This is a genomic window from Aquiflexum gelatinilyticum (assembly GCF_024741135.1).
GTDB lineage: Bacteria > Bacteroidota > Bacteroidia > Cytophagales > Cyclobacteriaceae > Cognataquiflexum > Cognataquiflexum gelatinilyticum.
In genome coordinates this window covers 24,237-41,135 of record NZ_JANSUY010000001.1, presented here as the reverse complement: position 1 = coordinate 41,135, position 16,899 = coordinate 24,237, and the positions used below count along the sequence as shown (strand labels likewise).

Annotated in this window: 13 protein-coding genes and 1 pseudogene; 10 read left to right on the top strand and 4 right to left on the bottom strand. The window is 40.8% G+C overall.

The features are described from left to right. The first annotated feature begins 192 nt into the window (after positions 1-192). The 4 genes from NU887_RS00145 (at position 193) to NU887_RS00130 (ending at position 5,070) form a co-directional block, all read left to right on the top strand. Positions 193-858, top strand: a complete 666-nt coding sequence (locus NU887_RS00145) for a GDSL-type esterase/lipase family protein (protein WP_258421320.1) — start codon at positions 193-195, stop codon at positions 856-858. Between the two features lie 209 nt (positions 859-1,067). Continuing rightward, the gene (locus NU887_RS00140; RefSeq protein ID WP_258421319.1) at positions 1,068-1,361 is read left to right on the top strand and encodes a thiamine-binding protein; all 294 of its coding nucleotides are present in this window, start codon (positions 1,068-1,070) and stop codon (positions 1,359-1,361) included. Between the two features lie 158 nt (positions 1,362-1,519). Further along, on the top strand, positions 1,520-2,683 hold the full coding sequence (locus NU887_RS00135; protein WP_258421318.1) for a hypothetical protein: 1,164 nt from the start codon (positions 1,520-1,522) through the stop codon (positions 2,681-2,683). 2 nt (positions 2,684-2,685) lie between these two features. Next, positions 2,686-5,070 (top strand): OmpA family protein, encoded by a 2,385-nt coding sequence (locus NU887_RS00130; RefSeq protein WP_258421317.1) that lies wholly within the window; start codon positions 2,686-2,688, stop codon positions 5,068-5,070. 291 nt (positions 5,071-5,361) lie between these two features. Here the strand turns inward: NU887_RS00130 and NU887_RS00125 are convergent. The 3 genes and pseudogenes from NU887_RS00125 to NU887_RS00115 all read right to left on the bottom strand — a co-directional run bounded on the left by NU887_RS00125 (position 5,362) and on the right by NU887_RS00115 (position 9,385). After that, a pseudogene (locus NU887_RS00125) lies at positions 5,362-6,170 on the bottom strand (glutaminase). 245 nt (positions 6,171-6,415) lie between these two features. After that, positions 6,416-7,876, bottom strand: a complete 1,461-nt coding sequence (locus NU887_RS00120; protein WP_258421316.1) for a hypothetical protein — start codon at positions 7,874-7,876, stop codon at positions 6,416-6,418. Between the two features lie 108 nt (positions 7,877-7,984). After that, on the bottom strand, positions 7,985-9,385 hold the full coding sequence (locus NU887_RS00115) for a hypothetical protein (protein WP_258421315.1): 1,401 nt from the start codon (positions 9,383-9,385) through the stop codon (positions 7,985-7,987). A 197-nt stretch (positions 9,386-9,582) separates the two neighbouring features. Here NU887_RS00115 and NU887_RS00110 point away from each other — a divergent pair, with 197 nt between their 5' ends. The 5 genes from NU887_RS00110 to typA all read left to right on the top strand — a co-directional run bounded on the left by NU887_RS00110 (position 9,583) and on the right by typA (position 14,042). Beyond that, on the top strand, positions 9,583-9,927 hold the full coding sequence (locus NU887_RS00110) for a PadR family transcriptional regulator (protein ID WP_113925922.1): 345 nt from the start codon (positions 9,583-9,585) through the stop codon (positions 9,925-9,927). Positions 9,928-10,051: 124 nt separating this feature from the next. Further along, on the top strand, positions 10,052-10,732 hold the full coding sequence (locus NU887_RS00105; RefSeq protein WP_258421314.1) for a hypothetical protein: 681 nt from the start codon (positions 10,052-10,054) through the stop codon (positions 10,730-10,732). After that, the gene (locus NU887_RS00100) at positions 10,729-11,352 is read left to right on the top strand and encodes a hypothetical protein (RefSeq protein ID WP_258421313.1); all 624 of its coding nucleotides are present in this window, start codon (positions 10,729-10,731) and stop codon (positions 11,350-11,352) included. Before NU887_RS00105 ends, NU887_RS00100 begins: the two co-directional genes overlap by 4 nt. Continuing rightward, positions 11,349-12,053, top strand: coding sequence for a hypothetical protein (locus NU887_RS00095; RefSeq protein WP_258421312.1), 705 nt, complete (start codon positions 11,349-11,351; stop codon positions 12,051-12,053). The genes NU887_RS00100 and NU887_RS00095 overlap by 4 nt, the downstream gene beginning before the upstream one ends. Positions 12,054-12,236: 183 nt before the next feature. Further along, positions 12,237-14,042 carry a translational GTPase TypA gene (gene typA, locus NU887_RS00090; protein WP_258421311.1) on the top strand — a complete coding sequence of 602 codons (1,806 nt, stop codon included), beginning with the start codon at positions 12,237-12,239 and terminating at the stop codon, positions 14,040-14,042. A gap of 382 nt (positions 14,043-14,424) precedes the next feature. Here the strand turns inward: typA and NU887_RS00085 are convergent, their stop codons facing one another. Beyond that, complete coding sequence (locus tag NU887_RS00085; RefSeq protein ID WP_258421310.1) at positions 14,425-15,879, bottom strand: NADP-dependent isocitrate dehydrogenase; 1,455 nt, start codon at positions 15,877-15,879, stop codon at positions 14,425-14,427. 223 nt (positions 15,880-16,102) lie between these two features. Here NU887_RS00085 and NU887_RS00080 point away from each other — a divergent pair, with 223 nt between their 5' ends. Then, the gene (locus tag NU887_RS00080) at positions 16,103-16,888 is read left to right on the top strand and encodes an enoyl-CoA hydratase/isomerase family protein (RefSeq protein ID WP_258421309.1); all 786 of its coding nucleotides are present in this window, start codon (positions 16,103-16,105) and stop codon (positions 16,886-16,888) included. Positions 16,889-16,899: the final 11 nt, after the last annotated feature.

Sequence of the window (16,899 nt, the reverse complement as noted above, 5' to 3'; positions counted from 1 at the left end):
ACTTGATAAAAATGGGATGGAATCAGGTAAATAAGGTTTAGAAACAAGATTTGGGTAAAAAAAACTCTCAAACCACGGGGAGGTAATCAATCTCAATATTCTGTCCGAATCTGGAAAACTTTAGAAAAGTGTTCGTTTTTTGTCCGAAATTGGCACATCATAACTTTCAAGCTATAATTATAAACACAGAATATGAAAAATCCTTTTGGTTCAAAGATCCTTCTGCTAGTTTTCTTTTTCACCTCCAGTCTGCAAAATCTTCAAGCACAGGAAAACAGATTCGCAGGTGAGGTCGCTGCTTTGGTAGTCAAATACGCAGATCTCCCAACTTATAGAGGCGGAATTGTCTTTACCGGAAGCTCAAGTATCCGTTTATGGAAAACATTGGAAAAAGACTTTCCAAAATCGAAAATCGTCAATACCGGATTTGGAGGATCGCAGACCGATGACCTTTTGCTTTACCTTGATGAACTGGTCATCAATTTTGAACCCAAAAAAATCTTTATTTATGTGGGGGAGAATGACATCAATGCCGGCAAACCTGTCAGGCAGGTGCTCAGCGAATATGCGGTACTGATGGAAAGGGTAAGCACAAAATTTTCGGAGACAGAATTTTATTTTATCGGAATCAAGCCAAGTCCAAGCCGTTGGGAGAAAAGAGGTCAAATGATGGCCCTCAATGAGGAAGTCAGGATGCTGGCCCAAAACAAGGAAAAGGTAACTTACATCGATGTTTGGACACCAATGCTTGACAAGTCAGGAAGTCCAAATGAAGAATTATTTGTCGAAGACCGTCTCCACATGAATTCCAAAGGCTACAAAATATGGAAGAAAGCGGTGAAGGAGCACTTGAGGTAGCTTTTTGGATTAAGGGTTAATTGGTTATTTGGTTATTTGGTTAACTGATGCCAAGCTCAATCCCCTAATTAAGACAATTCCCTTTATTTTGGAATTTAATCATGGTACTTTGTACTTGATTCTTGGTACAAAGTTCTCGCTTCTCGCTTCTGTCTCACGTCTCACATCTCAAGTCTCACGTCTCAAGTCTCACGTCTCAAATCTAAACCATGTCCAAATCCATCAATCTCGGAATCCAGATTGTCCCAAAAAGCAAAACCCTCGACAGTTATGCTTTGGTGGACAAAGCCATTGAAGTCATCCAAAAATCAGGCGTCAAATATGAAGTCACCCCATTTGAAACCGTGATGGAAGGCCCACAGGACAAACTGATGGCGATAGCTTTACTTGCGCAAGAGGCCGTATTGGCAGCGGGGGCGGATGAAGTATTGGTCTATTACCGAATGCAGGTCAGAAAAGAATACGATGTTACCATGGAAGAAAAAACAGCCAAATTCAGGTAAAAATGCAGAATTTCAGAGACTAAAAAACAGACTATCTATTATTGGCAAATCAGCTGATTCGGTTTAAAACCATTGAATTTTAAACTCAATTATTTTTTTGATTTTGGTAAAAAATCCTCCGATATTCCGTGGAAACAACTGTTAAACTGTCCTGAAAAATGACCCGGATTTTTATTGGTTTCCTATGCCTGATTCTCTTTTCAAATGAAGTAGCTGCACAAATCAAAATAGTCAATTACGATATTCTTACCAATGAAATCAATGGCAACATGCCGATGCCTTCGGAGGATATTTTTTTTGTAAAAGGAGCCTTGCCTAAGAATATTGAACTGGTAGAAGTCAGGGTGCTGAGGGGAGGAAAATCATCCAACATAGAAAAAACTTATTCCTGGGAAAAACCTTTTGATTTTGAAATTTCCCAGTTTGAATTATTTGTCTCTGACCCTTTAAGAAGCAATGAAAATTACCGCTTTGAGTTCAGCTTTTTCAAAAAAGCTGAACCTACACAACTTGAAATAATCAAAAAATCCATCAATAATAACCTTGAATCCTACATCAGGGCCAATCTTGAGGTTTCCTCCAAAGGTATCCGAGCCAACCACCCAAACCATGTCATGATGGCTCAAATGGATCAAATCGTGATCGATGCCTTGGAAGATTACCGGCATTATTTAGGAAAAGAATTCAAAGGATTTAGCGGAATATTCCGCCAAAAACTGGAACAGAGAGACCGCCTGAAGCTCAGGAAAGCAAGGTTTAACATATCCTGTAAAAACAAGGAAGACAACGACAAGGCAGTGTATGCCAACCAATACATCAATGAACTCATTGCCGCCGCCCAAAACGAATCGGATCAATTTGTGGACAACAGCTTGCTGACCTTGGTTGAAATCAGGAAGATAGATAGTTTCCCGACTGAAAAAAAACCTTCAACCTTACCGTTGAATTTTGGATATGCGACTATTCCTTTCAAAAGGTACTTGCCCGATACCCAATATCTACACGGATTTTACACGGGAGTTTCCATTCCTTTAGGCAACAGAACATTCACAAAGTTCCTTGGGAATACCTCCTTTTCTGCAGGTGTATTTATCCAAAACTTTGAGACAAAACAAGGAGACAAAATCACCGGACAATTTATTGGGGTACCGATGTATGCCGGTCTTGGCTATAAATTTTTTAGGATTATGCGGTTCAATGTTGGGGCTGTTTTGGTCAACCACGAAGAAATCAATACCGGAATCAGCCATGATTATGTCCAGTTCTTTACAGGAATCAGCTTGGAATTTAACCTTTGGATGGGACTCAATAAATTACGGTAAGGATGAAAAAAAGAACCTTTCTTTTTTTACTTGGCCTCATTTGCATTTTTGAGAGTGCATATTCCCAGCAAAAGGAATTTCAGTGGAGGATTGGGGCAAGTGGGGGATTCACCAATTATTATGGTGACCTCACTCCTTACAAGCTCGACGGACTCCATAATTGGGATGCAAACAGGCATTTGTTTTACTTTAATGAAAACTATGGTGACCGGCCTTCCTATAAGATATTTTTGGAGAAGCAGCTGAATCAGACCATTGGACTCATGCTGAACTTTGGTAATTACCATTTTGGGATGAGTGACAGGTATATCCAACGTGATGGGGATCTGTACCTAGAGAACCCCAACTTTGCCCGGGGATTGAATTTTCAAAACCATACCCGTGATCTAGGGCTTTCATTTGTTTTCAAATCAGACAATGACAGGCTCCTTCCTTTCAATTCATTGATTGCCCCCTATTTTACACTCGGTTTGGGTTATATCCATTTTGCGGTAAAAGGTGACCTTTTGGACAGTGATGGCCAACGCTATGATCAAAATTTGCCGGGAATCATCCATGATGGGATTTATGAGACCAACCTTTCTGATTGGAATACCGAGTTGGTCAATGGCTACGACCTTGATTCTTGGTATGCTAATTTTGGATTGGGATTCCGTATCCGGTTGGGACAAAAGATGGAATTTTTTGCCCAAAGTGATTTTCTACACACTTTCACTGATTTCCTTGACGATGCTAGCGGCAAGTACAGGATGAATTATGACAATGATTTTCAGGCTTATGCAGCCAAACCGGGGACAAATGTAATTGATCCTGAAAGCCCCTATCGCGGCCATCCTAACGGTGGCAAGGATTGGATTATTTACCATGGGATCGGCTTGAAATTCAATTTCGGAGCAAGCAAAAAGACTTTTAAAGCACCAAGACTGAGCTCTTATCATCCATATAGTCCTATAAACCAAAAAGAAACCTCAAAATTTCAACCGGAAAACAAACTCGATTCATTGCCTGAAAGACAAGTCAAAATCACCAATAATTTTAATTATACTTTCAAATTGATCGAAGCAGAAAGGTTGGACAGTTTGGCTTATGCCACCAAAATCCTGGCATTTGAGCAGGAAATCCAAAAAAGAGAAACCCGGATCATTGAAGGAAAAACAACAGAAAGAAGGCTTTTGGACCTTTCCCGGACATTTGACAGCCAATATGAAAACCTGGAGAAAGATTCTAGGTTGGATCCAAAAGAAAAGCAGGATTTATTGCTTGCTTCAGAAAAAGCCAGATTCAATGTCAGGTATAGCATGGACAGCCTTTACCGCAGGCAGCAGGAACTTTTTCAGGAAATTGACTCGATAGCAGCCCTCAAAAGAAATCTTCCTTTGGAGCAAAGGGTTTTGGTTTTCCCAAATATGGATAGTGTTTTTCAAAGGCAGGTCGCGGTTTCAGATTCTGTTTTCCGTGAGTCAGCCTTGAGTTCGGAAAAAAAGGATCTTGCTTCTTCAACCTCAAAAACCAATCTACAGGATAATGGACAAACCCCCACCGAAAATCAAGCCTCCCCTACTGCCATGACATCGGCAAATCAGGAAACCATCTCTGAATCAAGATTGACCCAAATAGAACAGGAAAACAAATACCTGAAATCAGAGCGGGACAGGATTCTCAGGGAATATAGTGACTACCAAAAAGCCAACAAGCCCAAAAAGCAAAAGCCACAATACATTGAAAACACAAAGACTATCCAAAAAGAAAATACAAATACTGTTGCCGAACAAGATGAAAGGCAACGGCGAAAGAGGTGGTGGTGGCCTTTTGCTGCGGCAGGAGGAGTGGCCACTGTAGTTGCATTGTCAGACAATGGCGATAATGACAATTGGCCTATTGACTCAGCTGCTGTTGCACAGGCGTTTCTCGAAAACCAAGAAACCATCTTGGCAATTTCTTCCGCCATGCTGGGGTTGGATCTTCTCAGAATACCTTTGGAGGGAGATTCAGCATCAATGGCTTTGGAAATCCCTAATGACTCACTATCCAAAGAAGAACCCAAAACACCTCTATTCAAATCCAAGGAAATTGTTTATTTTAAACTGAACCAAAGGTTCCCTGATGCCTCAGAAACCGAAAAATTAGGCCTTTTAGGTGAATTTATGAAAAACAATGAAGGGTATCTGTTGGTGGTAACAGGGTTTGCAGACAATACCGGAAATGTGAATTTCAACCTCAGGCTGGCGGAAGAACGTGTGAATTCCGTGGCAGATTTCCTGAAAAATGAATTTGGGTTGGAAGATGAGCAATTCCGACTGGAAACCGGCGGTCAGGTCATCCGTGGAACACGCCAAACTGCCAATGAACTCGATCGAAGAGTGGAAGTTAGGTTGGAGAGGAAGTGATTGCGTGGAAGGTTAATTGGTTATTTGGTTTTCAATGTTGTTATGGTTGGAATTGTTTTAATTGTTGTCTGCTTCGCGTTGTCAGGTTGTCAAGTTGATAAAGATGCTAAAACTGCAAACTAGGAATGTTCCATTTCGACAAAACAACTTCAACCTGACACTGAATCCTTCGACTGCCAACTGTGACTGGAAACTAGGTCTTGGCACCTCATGCTTTGTCCAAAAATCTCGCCTCTCGTTTCTCGTCTCGCGCTTCTGTCTTGATACTTGACACTAAAAACTTGATACTTCCTACTTTCTTTCTTCAAATAGCGAATATTTCAATTTTTCCCTCAGCATCTGAAGGGCTTTGACTCCTTTTGGAGAATTGCCTTTGCCATTGAGAGGGGGACTCCAGACAGCGACAGAAAATTTGTTGGGCATCACAGCGACAATTCCTCCACCTACGCCGCTTTTGCCTGGCAGGCCAACACGAAAAGCAAACTCTCCCGACTCGTCATAAAAACCACAAGTGAGCATCAGTGCGTTGATCCTTTGGGTATCAAGAGGACTTAGAATTTCTCTTTTTGCAAAAATTGAATAGCCATGATTGGCCAAAAAAGAAAAAGATCTTGCCAAGTCCGCACAACACAATTCTATAGCACATTGGCCGCAATAGGTCCTAATGACTTCTTGGATGTTATTTTCAAAATTGTTGTAGGCCTTTAGAAAATAAGCCAAAGCCGTATTCCTCTCCGAATGGGCGATCTCCGAGTTCATCACCGATTCATCGATTTGGACGCAGGTTCTTCCCACGATTTCGTTGATGAAAGCATGGATTTCTTCCAAAGGATTTTGGTGTAAAGTGCTGAGTGCATCGGTGATTACCAATGCCCCGGCATTGATAAAGGGGTTTCTCGGGATTCCTTTTTCGAATTCCAGTTGCGCAATCGAGTTGAAAGGATTACCGCTTGGTTCGACTTTACCCTTGACCAAAGTTTATCTTTGAAAACGTGGGCAACCATAGTCAAAGTCAATACTTTAGAAATACTTTGAATGGAAAAAGGAATGTCATAATCACCAACTCCATACACTTTCCCTTCCAGGTCTACCAAGGCAATCCCAAAATGATCGGGATTGACCTTTGCCAGTTCGGGAATATAGTCCGCGACTTTCCCTCCAAATTCCTGGTCCTTTAATTCATGGTAGATGTCGTCAATGATCGTTTGGTAGTTCATGAATCAAAAGTGATGATTTTTTCTCTCAATATTCTAGGTTGAATAAATCAAGTGTCAATCTCTTGATGTTTTTTATTTAAAAAAATGGAGATGAATTTATAAATGCACTGAATAAAAATCAGCCATAACTACTGCTTCAAAGCCAATTTCTTTTGCTTGTCGAGGATATTTAAAGGCAATTTCCAGCCAAAATCAAATCTGAATCCATTTAAAGTGGCTTCCTGCTCAAATTTTATATTCGTGGCTTCAATCTGGTAGTCTGCTTCGAATCTACTGATGACAGGAGACCCAAAATTTCTTGACAAATTCAGACTCATAAAACTGGAATTAAAAACCAGGAACTCTAGGTGCATCCCTGCATTGAAAAACATATACTTTCTGTCTTCAATGGGCAAAGTTCTGACGACTCCAGTAATATCAATCCTGCTACCATCTTCAAAAATTCTAGCTCCATTTGTGGTTCCGTATATGAAATTATCCTGATTGGTGTTGTCTTTTAACAAAAAAATAGAGCTGAAACTTGGACCAAATCTTACCGTCTTGAGATCTGAAATCGGAATGTCGTATTTGAAGGTCAATGGTATGAAGGGCGTATTGATTCCATAAACCACCCACTCCGTCCAAAGTGGCTGATGGGATCCATAATCCAATGAAATATTATTTCCAGCAGAAAACTGTCCATAACCTGTCTCCAATGAATACCTGCCCATTTTATACCCTAAGACGGTACTGAACTGACCGCTGCTATTAAAATAAATGTCCTGTCGTGGGGTTATAGGTTCCTTAATCCTAAAACCTCCATACGCCATCAGATAAAAACCGTTAGCATTGGCCAAATCATTTTTAATCATCTTATTTTGGTTATAATACCGTTGGGGGATTTTCTTATAGTGTTTGCTCCAATTGGAAGTATTGATGCCGTATCCCAAAAAGGCGGATGCAAAGGAACCATTACTTCTGACCTGATGGACAGCCATTTGGTCGAATTCATTATAAATCGGGATGTTATATTGTTCCATCCGATAAAGTCCCTGTTGGTACCTAAGACCGATGAGGAAATAATTATCTCTTCGATTGAAAATTTTATAGCCTACTTCAGCATTCAGGCCTAGACCTAATCTGCTTGTGATCAATCCTGTCTCAATCCCATCATTAGATTCTCCTTTGCTTAAAAGGTTGAAAGGAGCTGGAGGGAAAATCACATTGAGACCGGATTCCAAGTAAAATCCGCGATTTTGGAGATTGAGAAATGATTTTCTTATGAACAGTCCACTTTGAAAAACATTCTCACCTAAAAAGGTAAATGGACTTAGATTATTTTCACCAAAAGATCTCCAATGATTTCTCTTGACCAAATCCAATTGAAGTCCCAACTCCAGGTCATTGCCTATTGCATAATACCCCGCCAGACTACCATGCCATGCCAGTCTGGTATAGGATCGAAATACTGGTTCAAAAGCAGAATTTTCAAAATTCAAAAAAGACTTTGAAGGCCCACCTGAAAGCTCCAAATTGAATTTGCCCTGTCCTTTGGATTCAGTCACAAAAATCATCAAAATCAATCCTAACAAAACAAAATTTAATTTCATAGAAAAGGGGAGTAATTGTTAAAATACATTGTATTAACTAAAAATTGGTTGGAATATTTTATGAAGTTTAAAAAATATAATACATAGAATATCTCAACTCAGCTAATATTATTTTTTAAACAACACATTCAACGGCAACTTATAGCCTAATTCCAGCATAAAACCATTCAGCGTGCCTGAACTCTCAAAGTTCACAGGCTGACCATTCACTTCCCCCGTCACATCCAACAATCCTACATCAGGACTGCCAAAATTCTGGGAAACCTTAAAATTCAACAAACTTGAATTGAAGATCGGGACTTCGGCAAATATTCCCGCATTGAAAAATATAGCGCCTTTTGGATCAGAAGGATTTGTATTATAAGTAAGATCAAATTCTCCGTCAGGTCCAGTACCACCGTAACCTCCTTCCCTGAGTCTTTCTCCATTGGTACCTAATGTGTAGAATGCAGAGAAAGTGGGTCCAAATCGAAGCCTATTTTTATCACCCACCTGAAAGTCATATTTGAAAGTCAAAGGGATAGCCGTCACCAAAAAGTTATTTGCAAGGTTCGAGTTGACATTTGTTCCAGCAACAGAAATATTGGTAAATGTATTAAATCGTGAATACCCTGTTTCCACGCTCAAAGCATTGAATCTATAGCCTGCCGCAAAAATACTTCCTCCCGAAATATGCGAAAATTCAAGATTGGGTTCTCTCTCGGACTTTGGCCTGAAGCGGAGAAATCCCGAAACCATGACATAAGGACCACTTTTCCAGGCAAGATCCCTTTTTTCATCTTTTCGGTCAGGACGGTTTGACCTGAATTGTTCCCTGCTGGCTTTATTGCCAAAGTTAATCCCGTAACCCATAAATAAACCTGCATAGGAGCCTCTTCTTTTATCTTCTATTCTCAAATTTGTTGACGGATTATAGAAGCCATTAGTGTTTAACTGTCCAATACTTTGTTGGAACCTTGCACCGAAGACAACATAATTTTTTCTTGGCGTGTACAGTTTTATCCCGCCTTCAAGCCTGACATTACCAACAATGGCGGTCTGTTTTGGACTGTAGCCAACAAAGTAATTCGAATCATTTAAAATCATTTCACTGTAATTATTGACAGTAAATCCTACGGAAGGCTGGGCAAAAAGCGCATATTTTTCTTTTTCCCAGTTATATCTTGCTCCAATACTATAATTTCCCAAAAGTTCTGATGACCTGCCTTTGATCTGGGGATTCGCATCTGGAAAATTGGGATACCAAGTAGTCATCCTTGAATTCCTCAATGCCTCGGCTTGGAGAGATAGTTGCCAAGGGCCCTTAATTCTGTAAAGCAGATTAGCACCTACATGGTAATCTAATGGTGTAGAGACTTTCAAATCGGAATTTTGAGGAAACTCTATTGCTTTGTTAAATGACTTTTGCGGTCCCCCGTAGAGCTCCAGGTTCAATTTCCTTTGTCCGTAGGAATTTTGGAAAATGGAGAAAAGGAGCAGGATAGGTAGGTAAAAGTAAATTTTTCTCATAACAAGGTGAATTTGATTAATCCAAAGGTAGTTGATTTGAACTAATCCTGTCGAAGAGAAATTCAAATTTTTGTTAAAATGTTAGTTAATCAATGTTAAACTCCCCTAGTCATGGAACTCAAAGAATTGTATGCATAATTTTCTTATGTATATAATTTTCTTTTATATTCGCTGTAAATCCTGAATGCGATAAATAAATGTCAAACAATAACCTCATCAAGGGAAGTCTGCAGACCATTATCCTCAAACTGCTCGAGGAAAATGACCGAATGTATGGCTATGAGATTACACAAAAAGTCAAGGAACTGACCGCCGGGGAAATCAAAATCACGGAAGGTGCCCTCTACCCTGCCCTGCACAAGTTGGAAGCTGATGGATTGCTGACTACCGAAATCGAGCAGGTCGATAACCGGGTCAGGAAATACTACAGCCTGACCAAAGACGGTCAAAAGGAAGTGGACAACAAAATGGCCGAGTTGCAGGGATTTGTAGAAAACCTCCAAAGAATTCTTAATCCAACTTGGAATCCGGGATTGACATAACCTTTGAGGTTTTTGGAACCTCGAAGGTTTCAGTAAAAATTCAGCCTTTCCGAGGTAATAAAAAATTATCCTAAATTAAAAAACCTTCGAGGTCTTTAAGACCTCAAAGGATGTCCGAAGAGAAATGCGAAACCTGACTGACATAGAATATCAAGCCATCAAAAGCGCCATTGTCCGAAAAGAAATCTCTTCGGCCGAAATCCTCATGGAGGTCTATGACCATTATGTCAGCCACTTGCAGGAATATGGGGAAGTTGATTTTGATGATCAATTGGCAGAACTGGAAGAAAAATTCACTTATGGGTATTGTCATGCCTTGCAGGCCAAATTCAACAAAGAAATCCGAAAAGAAATCGGTGTCCTTCAGTGGGAAGTCGTCAAGAAAAATTTTTGTTTATCGAGAATTCTTTACGTGCTGGGATTTATGATGATTGCTTTTTACTTGGGTTCGAATGTGAAAAACGAAAAAGAAGGAGCAATAATGATGGTTGCACCATTACTGATCCTATCGGTTTTCCATATTTATTTCTTAGTCAAATCAAGCAGCAGAATCAAAAAGATCAAGGAAAACATGAGTCAGGCAAGTTCGCTGCAATCTTCTTTATTTTATCCTTTTTCTGAAAGGATGTATTTGCCGGTAATTATGGCGTATTCCATTGTTTGGTTTGCAGATCTCATTTTTGATGTGCAGGTACTTTCAAACATAGCTCCACAGATTGCCGCTACATTTTCAATACTCTTGTTCATATATGTGATTTCTCTGATGGAAGTATGGAAAATCAAATCCAAAACCTCCCTGCTATGAAACTATCCAAACCCCAAATCGAAAAGATAAACCAATCCATCAAACCGGGGATTTATTACCAAGACATCCGATCGGAATTGGTGGACCACTTGGCATCAGCCGTCGAGCAGGAAATGGAAGAAGGTGAGATTTCCTTCGAGTTGGCTTTGGATCAACAGCTCGCAAAGTTGAATTTAGACAGATTCCAAAGACAAGTTTTGATCAGTCATCATTCTTCCGCATTCAAAAAGTTATTTGCAGGTTGGGTAAATCTAGAAAATTTTGGTTTGGCTTTGCTCGCATTTTGTGTGACGTATTTTCTGATCCATATTGGTTCCATAGAAGCAAGTCATACATATTCTACTTTCCTGATCGTCATGATCACTGTAAATACGGCACCATTTTTCTATTGGATTTTCACTAAGCCCATGCGCAATAGCAGTGAGTTTATGTCTGCCATCAACAGCATGTTTTTACTGTACATATGCATGTCATTTTCTTTCGACTTGTTACTAGAGTTTTCATCTCTTCCAAAGCAAATCTTTATGCCGGCCTTTATAGGAATCTTAGCAGGGCAATTGCTCATCGGGATCAGGTTGGTCAGCAGTACTTATGAAAAATTGAAACTTGCCAAACAATGAAACTCACCAAACCCCAGATCGAGCAACTTAAAACCCTGATTTCCAAAAAAGGATATCCTGAAATCGATGTCCAATATGAAATCCTGGACCATGTGGCCTGCAAGGTGGAAACAATGCTTGATGAAAATCCGAAACTTAATATTGGGGAAGCCTTTCAAAAAGTCCATGCTTCATTTGGAATTTTTGGATTCAGTGGATTGGAGGAATCTTATAAAAAGCTGATAGAAACCCGCCTGACGAAATATTTTTGGCAAGAATTGAAATCAAACCTGCTAAGCATCAAGATATTGGTTCCTTTACTTTTGACTTTTTGTTACTTCCAAAGTGCGTATGTTCTAGAGAAGTATTTCAGTTTCGGTGAAGGAGGCCAACTGTTGATTGGTTTGTTATTCTTGGCTTTTGTGATGCTTTGGTGGTTTTATTCCTTTGGCAGAGGTTTCAAAAAATACAAAAACTATGCATCATGGAGGGGAAATCAAGGGATATTGATGTTCACTTATCTTCCGCTTCAGTTTATGATACAGGGATACAAATACGTGGGAAACTTTAATTTGCTTGACCCGTCAACTTTGGGTTTTTGGCAGGTTTTTGCTGTTCTGTTTGTCTTTGCCGGCTTGTCCATCCTAAGTTCTCTTCCCGGAGTTTTCTCAAAATCCCTTAAAGACACAAAAAAACTAGAGGAGGTTTATAGGTTGGTTTGATTTCCTTTTGGCTTCCAATCTCCGCAACCTTAATACTTTTCAACCTTCCAATCCAAATAGAAAAACCTTCCTACTTTTTTAACCTTCCAAACTTTCCAACTTTATCTTTTCATTTCCTTTTTGAAGCGTATCGAGAGTAAACCAAATATTCTTCCTACCTTTGCACCCTAATTCAATTTTACAATGCTTAATATTCGGAATATCGCGATTATCGCACACGTTGACCACGGCAAAACCACCCTGGTGGACAAGATCATACACGTTTCCAAAATCTTCCGTGAAAACCAACAGTTTGACGACCTGATCCTGGACAGCAATGACCTCGAAAGGGAAAGAGGAATCACCATCCTTTCCAAAAACGTTTCCGTAAGGTACAAAGACCACAAGATCAACATCATTGACACCCCAGGTCACGCTGACTTTGGTGGTGAAGTAGAAAGGGTTCTGAAAATGGCCGACGGGGTAATCCTTTTGGTCGATGCATTTGAAGGACCGATGCCGCAAACCCGATTTGTATTGGGCAAAGCATTGGCGCTTGGACTGACTCCGATCGTCGTAGTCAACAAAGTAGACAAAGAAAACTGCCGTCCTGACGAAGTGCACGAGGCTGTTTTTGACCTCATGTTCAACTTGGACGCTACCGAAGAGCAACTGGAATTCCAGACGCTATACGGTTCAGCCAAGCAAAACTGGATGGGTCCTGATTGGAAAAACCCAACTGACTCTATCCTTCCTCTATTGGATGCCATCATCGAACATATCCCTGCGCCGAAAATCGACGAGGGAACATTACAGATGCAGATCACTTCTCTGGATTATTCCAGTTTTGTGGGACGTATTGCTATTGGCAGGGTAAAAAGAGGCTCCATAAAGGAAGGCGCTCAATTGTCCCTTTGCAAAGCGGACGGTGTCATCAAAAAAGTAAAAGTTAAAGAACTTCAGGTATTTGAAGGACTTGGAAGGGTTAAGGTAAGTGAAGTTCTTGCAGGAGATATCTGCGCAGTCACCGGCATCGAAGATTTCGAAATCGGAGATACTTTGGCAGATCTAGAAAAGCCTGAAGCATTGGTAAGGATCTCTATCGACGAGCCTACCATGAACATGCTCTTCACGATCAACAACTCTCCGTTTTTTGGAAAAGAAGGCAAGTTTGTTACTTCACGTCACTTGAGAGACAGACTTTATAAGGAAACTGAAAAGAACCTTGCATTGAAAGTTGAGCCTACAGACAGCGAGGATAAATTTTTGGTCTATGGCCGAGGTATCCTCCACTTGTCAATCTTGATCGAAACCATGAGAAGGGAAGGCTATGAACTTCAGGTTGGTCAGCCTCAGGTTATCTTCAAAGAAATCGATGGAGTCAAATGCGAGCCGATAGAAACATTGGTGGTGGACGTTCCGGATGCTACAGCAGGAAAAGTAATCGAAATGGCTACCCAAAGAAAAGGAGAACTCCTGATCATGGAACCAAAAGGCGATCTACAACACCTTGAGTTTAGAATCCCTTCAAGAGGATTAATCGGATTGAGAAACAACATGTTGACAGCCACTCAAGGTGAAGCCATCATGAACCATAGATTTACAGCATATGAGCCATTCAAAGGCCCAATTCCCGGACGTATCAATGGTTCATTGATCTCTATGGAAGGCGGACAATGTACTGCTTACGCGATTGATAAGTTACAGGACAGAGGTACATTCTTTATCGATCCGGGAGATGATTTGTATGCAGGTCAGGTTATCGGTGAAAACTCCCGTGACAATGACATCGTAGTCAACGTGCAAAAAGGTAAGAAATTGACCAACATGCGTGCTTCCGGTTCGGATGACAACGTGAGGATCGTTCCTGCCAAAAAATTCTCTTTGGAAGAAGCCATGGAATACATCCAAAAGGATGAGTACCTTGAAATCACTCCAAAATCCATCCGTATGAGAAAAATCTACCTGGATGAGAATGAGAGAACAAGAATGGCGAAGAAGGATTCTTAAGAAGTTGGAAGTTAGAAGTACGAAGGTGAAAGGTAAGAGGTAAAAGGTAAAAGGTACTGAAAACTTGAAAATAAATGAAAACCCCCTAAGCTTTCGCTTAGGGGTTTTTTTATGGGATTTCAAACTTGTGAAATGATGAGTTTTGAAAAAATCGCAAAGTGTTGTTTAGTAAACAATACTATTATTGGTTTCTAAACAACAATAAAAAAACCGGAACATCTCTGCCCGGTTTTTTTAATTATTGATCCTCAAGACCTCTCTTACGTCGAGGTGACAAGAATAAGCCATTTCTGATTCTTACCTATCACCTTTCACTTCTCGGCTCTCCTCCAAGCGGTCATCAACCTTGAAACATTATAACTTTTCAACCTTCAAACCCTCTTTACTCTCCCTGCGCCAGGCTATAAGCCCTGACCCCATCAAAAGCATACAGATGCTCCGTCTTGATAAAGTCAAAACCCAAGGCTTCGATCTGGGAAAGCAAATCCAAAATCTGCTTATGGGTGATCACCGACTGACCCGCAGTCTGGAACCTGCATCTCCAATGGTCAGTGCAGAATGTTTCCGCCATCCCGCCAGGATATACTTTGATACCCCTATTCGTAATTAATTGGAGTACGAGTCCATCGGCATTTGCTTTTCTTAACTTCTCCCCGATGACATCAGGATTTCTCCTCACCGTATCCCAATCCACAAAAACATCCACTCCAATCAGTTCTTTCTTGGATTTGGTAACCGGACTCAATTTGATTTGCATAGGTGCAGTGGCGGATTTATCAAAAACTGCAGGGATAAGACTTGAAGGCACTTGACCCAATCTTTCAATGACTGCTTTTGCAAATTCGTTTGTGCCAACTTTTTTGGAAGAAAGTGTAGGTTGGTAGATGTCTCCGGTATGGATACCATCCTCAAGCGTCTTCATCCAAGCGTTTGAAATTTTCTCAGCGACTTCCGGTTGGCCGATATGCACAAGCATCATGATGGCGCCATTGAGCAATCCTGACGGGTTGGCAATATCCATACCTGCGATGTCAGGCGCCGAACCGTGGATCGCCTCAAACATGGCTACTTCTTCTCCTACATTGGCCGAACCACCCAAACCAACAGACCCTGTCACCTGTGCTGCCACATCTGAAATAATATCTCCATAGAGGTTCAATGTCACGATGACATCAAAAATCTCCGGTCTTTCAGCTATCAAAGCTGTCCCTATGTCAATGATCTTATGGTCAGTCTGGATTTCAGGATATTCCTTGGCTACTTCCAAAAATGTCTTATGAAACAAGCCATCTGCTAATTTCATGATGTTGTCTTTGGTCATGCAGGTCACTTTCTTACGTCCATATTTCCTGGCATATTCAAAGGCATAGCGGATGATTTTTTCAGATCCTGGTTTAGAAATCAATTTCAAACATTGGTACACCTCTTGGGTTTGTCTATGTTCAATTCCTGCATATAGGTCTTCCTCATTTTCACGGATGATGACTAAGTCAGTCTTTGGGAAATAGGTTTTTACAAATGGCGAAAAAGCCTTACAAGGCCTTACATTGGCAAACAAACCAAATGATTTTCTGGTAGTCACATTCAAACTTTTAAATCCTCCACCTTGTGGAGTCGTGATTGGGGATTTCAAAAAGACCTTTGTCTTTCTCAAAGACTCAAAAGAACCCGGCTCCATTCCTGAACTGATTCCTTTTAAATAAACTTGTTCCCCGATTTCAATTACCTCATATTCCAACTGCGCGCCTGCCGCCTCGAGGATATCGAGTGTGGCTTTCATGATTTCGGGACCTATACCATCCCCGTAGGCTACGGTGATTTTTGTTTTTGACGACATATATAAAAGAAGTTAGTTTTATTTGGATTACTCCGCAAAAATAGGAAAATAAGCCGAAAGCCTCTGTGACCTTCCATAAATTAGCATAATGGCGACCATAAATTGCACAGGGAATTCCCATGGGATAAGTGCAGGCAAGTTGGGCTTCGAGGTATTTTTCAGGGCAATGCTTGGGGAATGAATGCCTTGCTTGTATATTTGATATCCACATCTACCTATAATCATGCCTGACAGCAAGAATATTCTCTCCGAAGAAAAACTTGGCATTCTGTATTTGACCATCAACAGGGAATCCAAATTGAATGCACTTAATTTTGCGACCTTAAGTGAAATCAGGGAAATCTTCACCGAAGTTTCTGACAACAAGGACATCAAAGCAGTCATCATCACGGGTTCAGGCGACAAGGCATTCATCGCGGGAGCAGATATCAGCGAAATTGCTGAAATCAATGAACTCAACGCAAGGAAGTTTTCAGAAAACGGACAGGAAATATTCAGCATGATTGAAAACTGCCATAAACCTGTTATCGCAGTAGTCAACGGTTTTGCTTTGGGTGGTGGCTGCGAATTGGCAATGGCATGCCATATGCGTATCGCGGTTTCCTCAGCAAAATTCGGACAGCCCGAAGTGAATCTTGGAATCATTCCAGGATATGGCGGAACCCAAAGGCTGACTTACCTCATCGGAAGGGGAAAAGCCAATGAGTTGATGATGACCGGAGACATGATCGGAGCAGATGAGGCCAAATCTTTGGGCTTGGTGAATCATATCCTCCCTACCAAGGAAGAAGCTATTTCCAAGGCAGAGGAAATCATCAGGAAAATAATGAGCAAAGCGCCATTGGCCATAGGAATGATTGTGGACTGTGTCAATTCGGTCTTTGTGCAGGATGAGGACGGCTACCAGACTGAGGCAAACAGCTTTGCAAGATGTGTCAAATCAGGCGATTATAAAGAAGGCACTTCTGCTTTCCTTGAAAAAAGAAAACCAATTTTCAAAGGGGAGTAAGTCCCCTTTTC

What these genes read in the sequence shown, in the direction of transcription:
- NU887_RS00145 (WP_258421320.1), top strand. Translation starts at nt 193, where the DNA reads ATGAAAAATCCTTTTGGTTCAAAGATCCTTCTGCTAGTTTTCTTTTTC.
- NU887_RS00140 (WP_258421319.1), top strand. Translation starts at nt 1,068, where the DNA reads ATGTCCAAATCCATCAATCTCGGAATCCAGATTGTCCCAAAAAGCAAA.
- NU887_RS00135 (WP_258421318.1), top strand. Translation starts at nt 1,520, where the DNA reads ATGACCCGGATTTTTATTGGTTTCCTATGCCTGATTCTCTTTTCAAAT.
- NU887_RS00130 (WP_258421317.1), top strand. Translation starts at nt 2,686, where the DNA reads ATGAAAAAAAGAACCTTTCTTTTTTTACTTGGCCTCATTTGCATTTTT.
- NU887_RS00120 (WP_258421316.1), bottom strand. Translation starts at nt 7,876, where the DNA reads ATGAAATTAAATTTTGTTTTGTTAGGATTGATTTTGATGATTTTTGTG.
- NU887_RS00115 (WP_258421315.1), bottom strand. Translation starts at nt 9,385, where the DNA reads ATGAGAAAAATTTACTTTTACCTACCTATCCTGCTCCTTTTCTCCATT.
- NU887_RS00110 (WP_113925922.1), top strand. Translation starts at nt 9,583, where the DNA reads ATGTCAAACAATAACCTCATCAAGGGAAGTCTGCAGACCATTATCCTC.
- NU887_RS00105 (WP_258421314.1), top strand. Translation starts at nt 10,052, where the DNA reads ATGCGAAACCTGACTGACATAGAATATCAAGCCATCAAAAGCGCCATT.
- NU887_RS00100 (WP_258421313.1), top strand. Translation starts at nt 10,729, where the DNA reads ATGAAACTATCCAAACCCCAAATCGAAAAGATAAACCAATCCATCAAA.
- NU887_RS00095 (WP_258421312.1), top strand. Translation starts at nt 11,349, where the DNA reads ATGAAACTCACCAAACCCCAGATCGAGCAACTTAAAACCCTGATTTCC.
- typA (WP_258421311.1), top strand. Translation starts at nt 12,237, where the DNA reads ATGCTTAATATTCGGAATATCGCGATTATCGCACACGTTGACCACGGC.
- NU887_RS00085 (WP_258421310.1), bottom strand. Translation starts at nt 15,879, where the DNA reads ATGTCGTCAAAAACAAAAATCACCGTAGCCTACGGGGATGGTATAGGT.
- NU887_RS00080 (WP_258421309.1), top strand. Translation starts at nt 16,103, where the DNA reads ATGCCTGACAGCAAGAATATTCTCTCCGAAGAAAAACTTGGCATTCTG.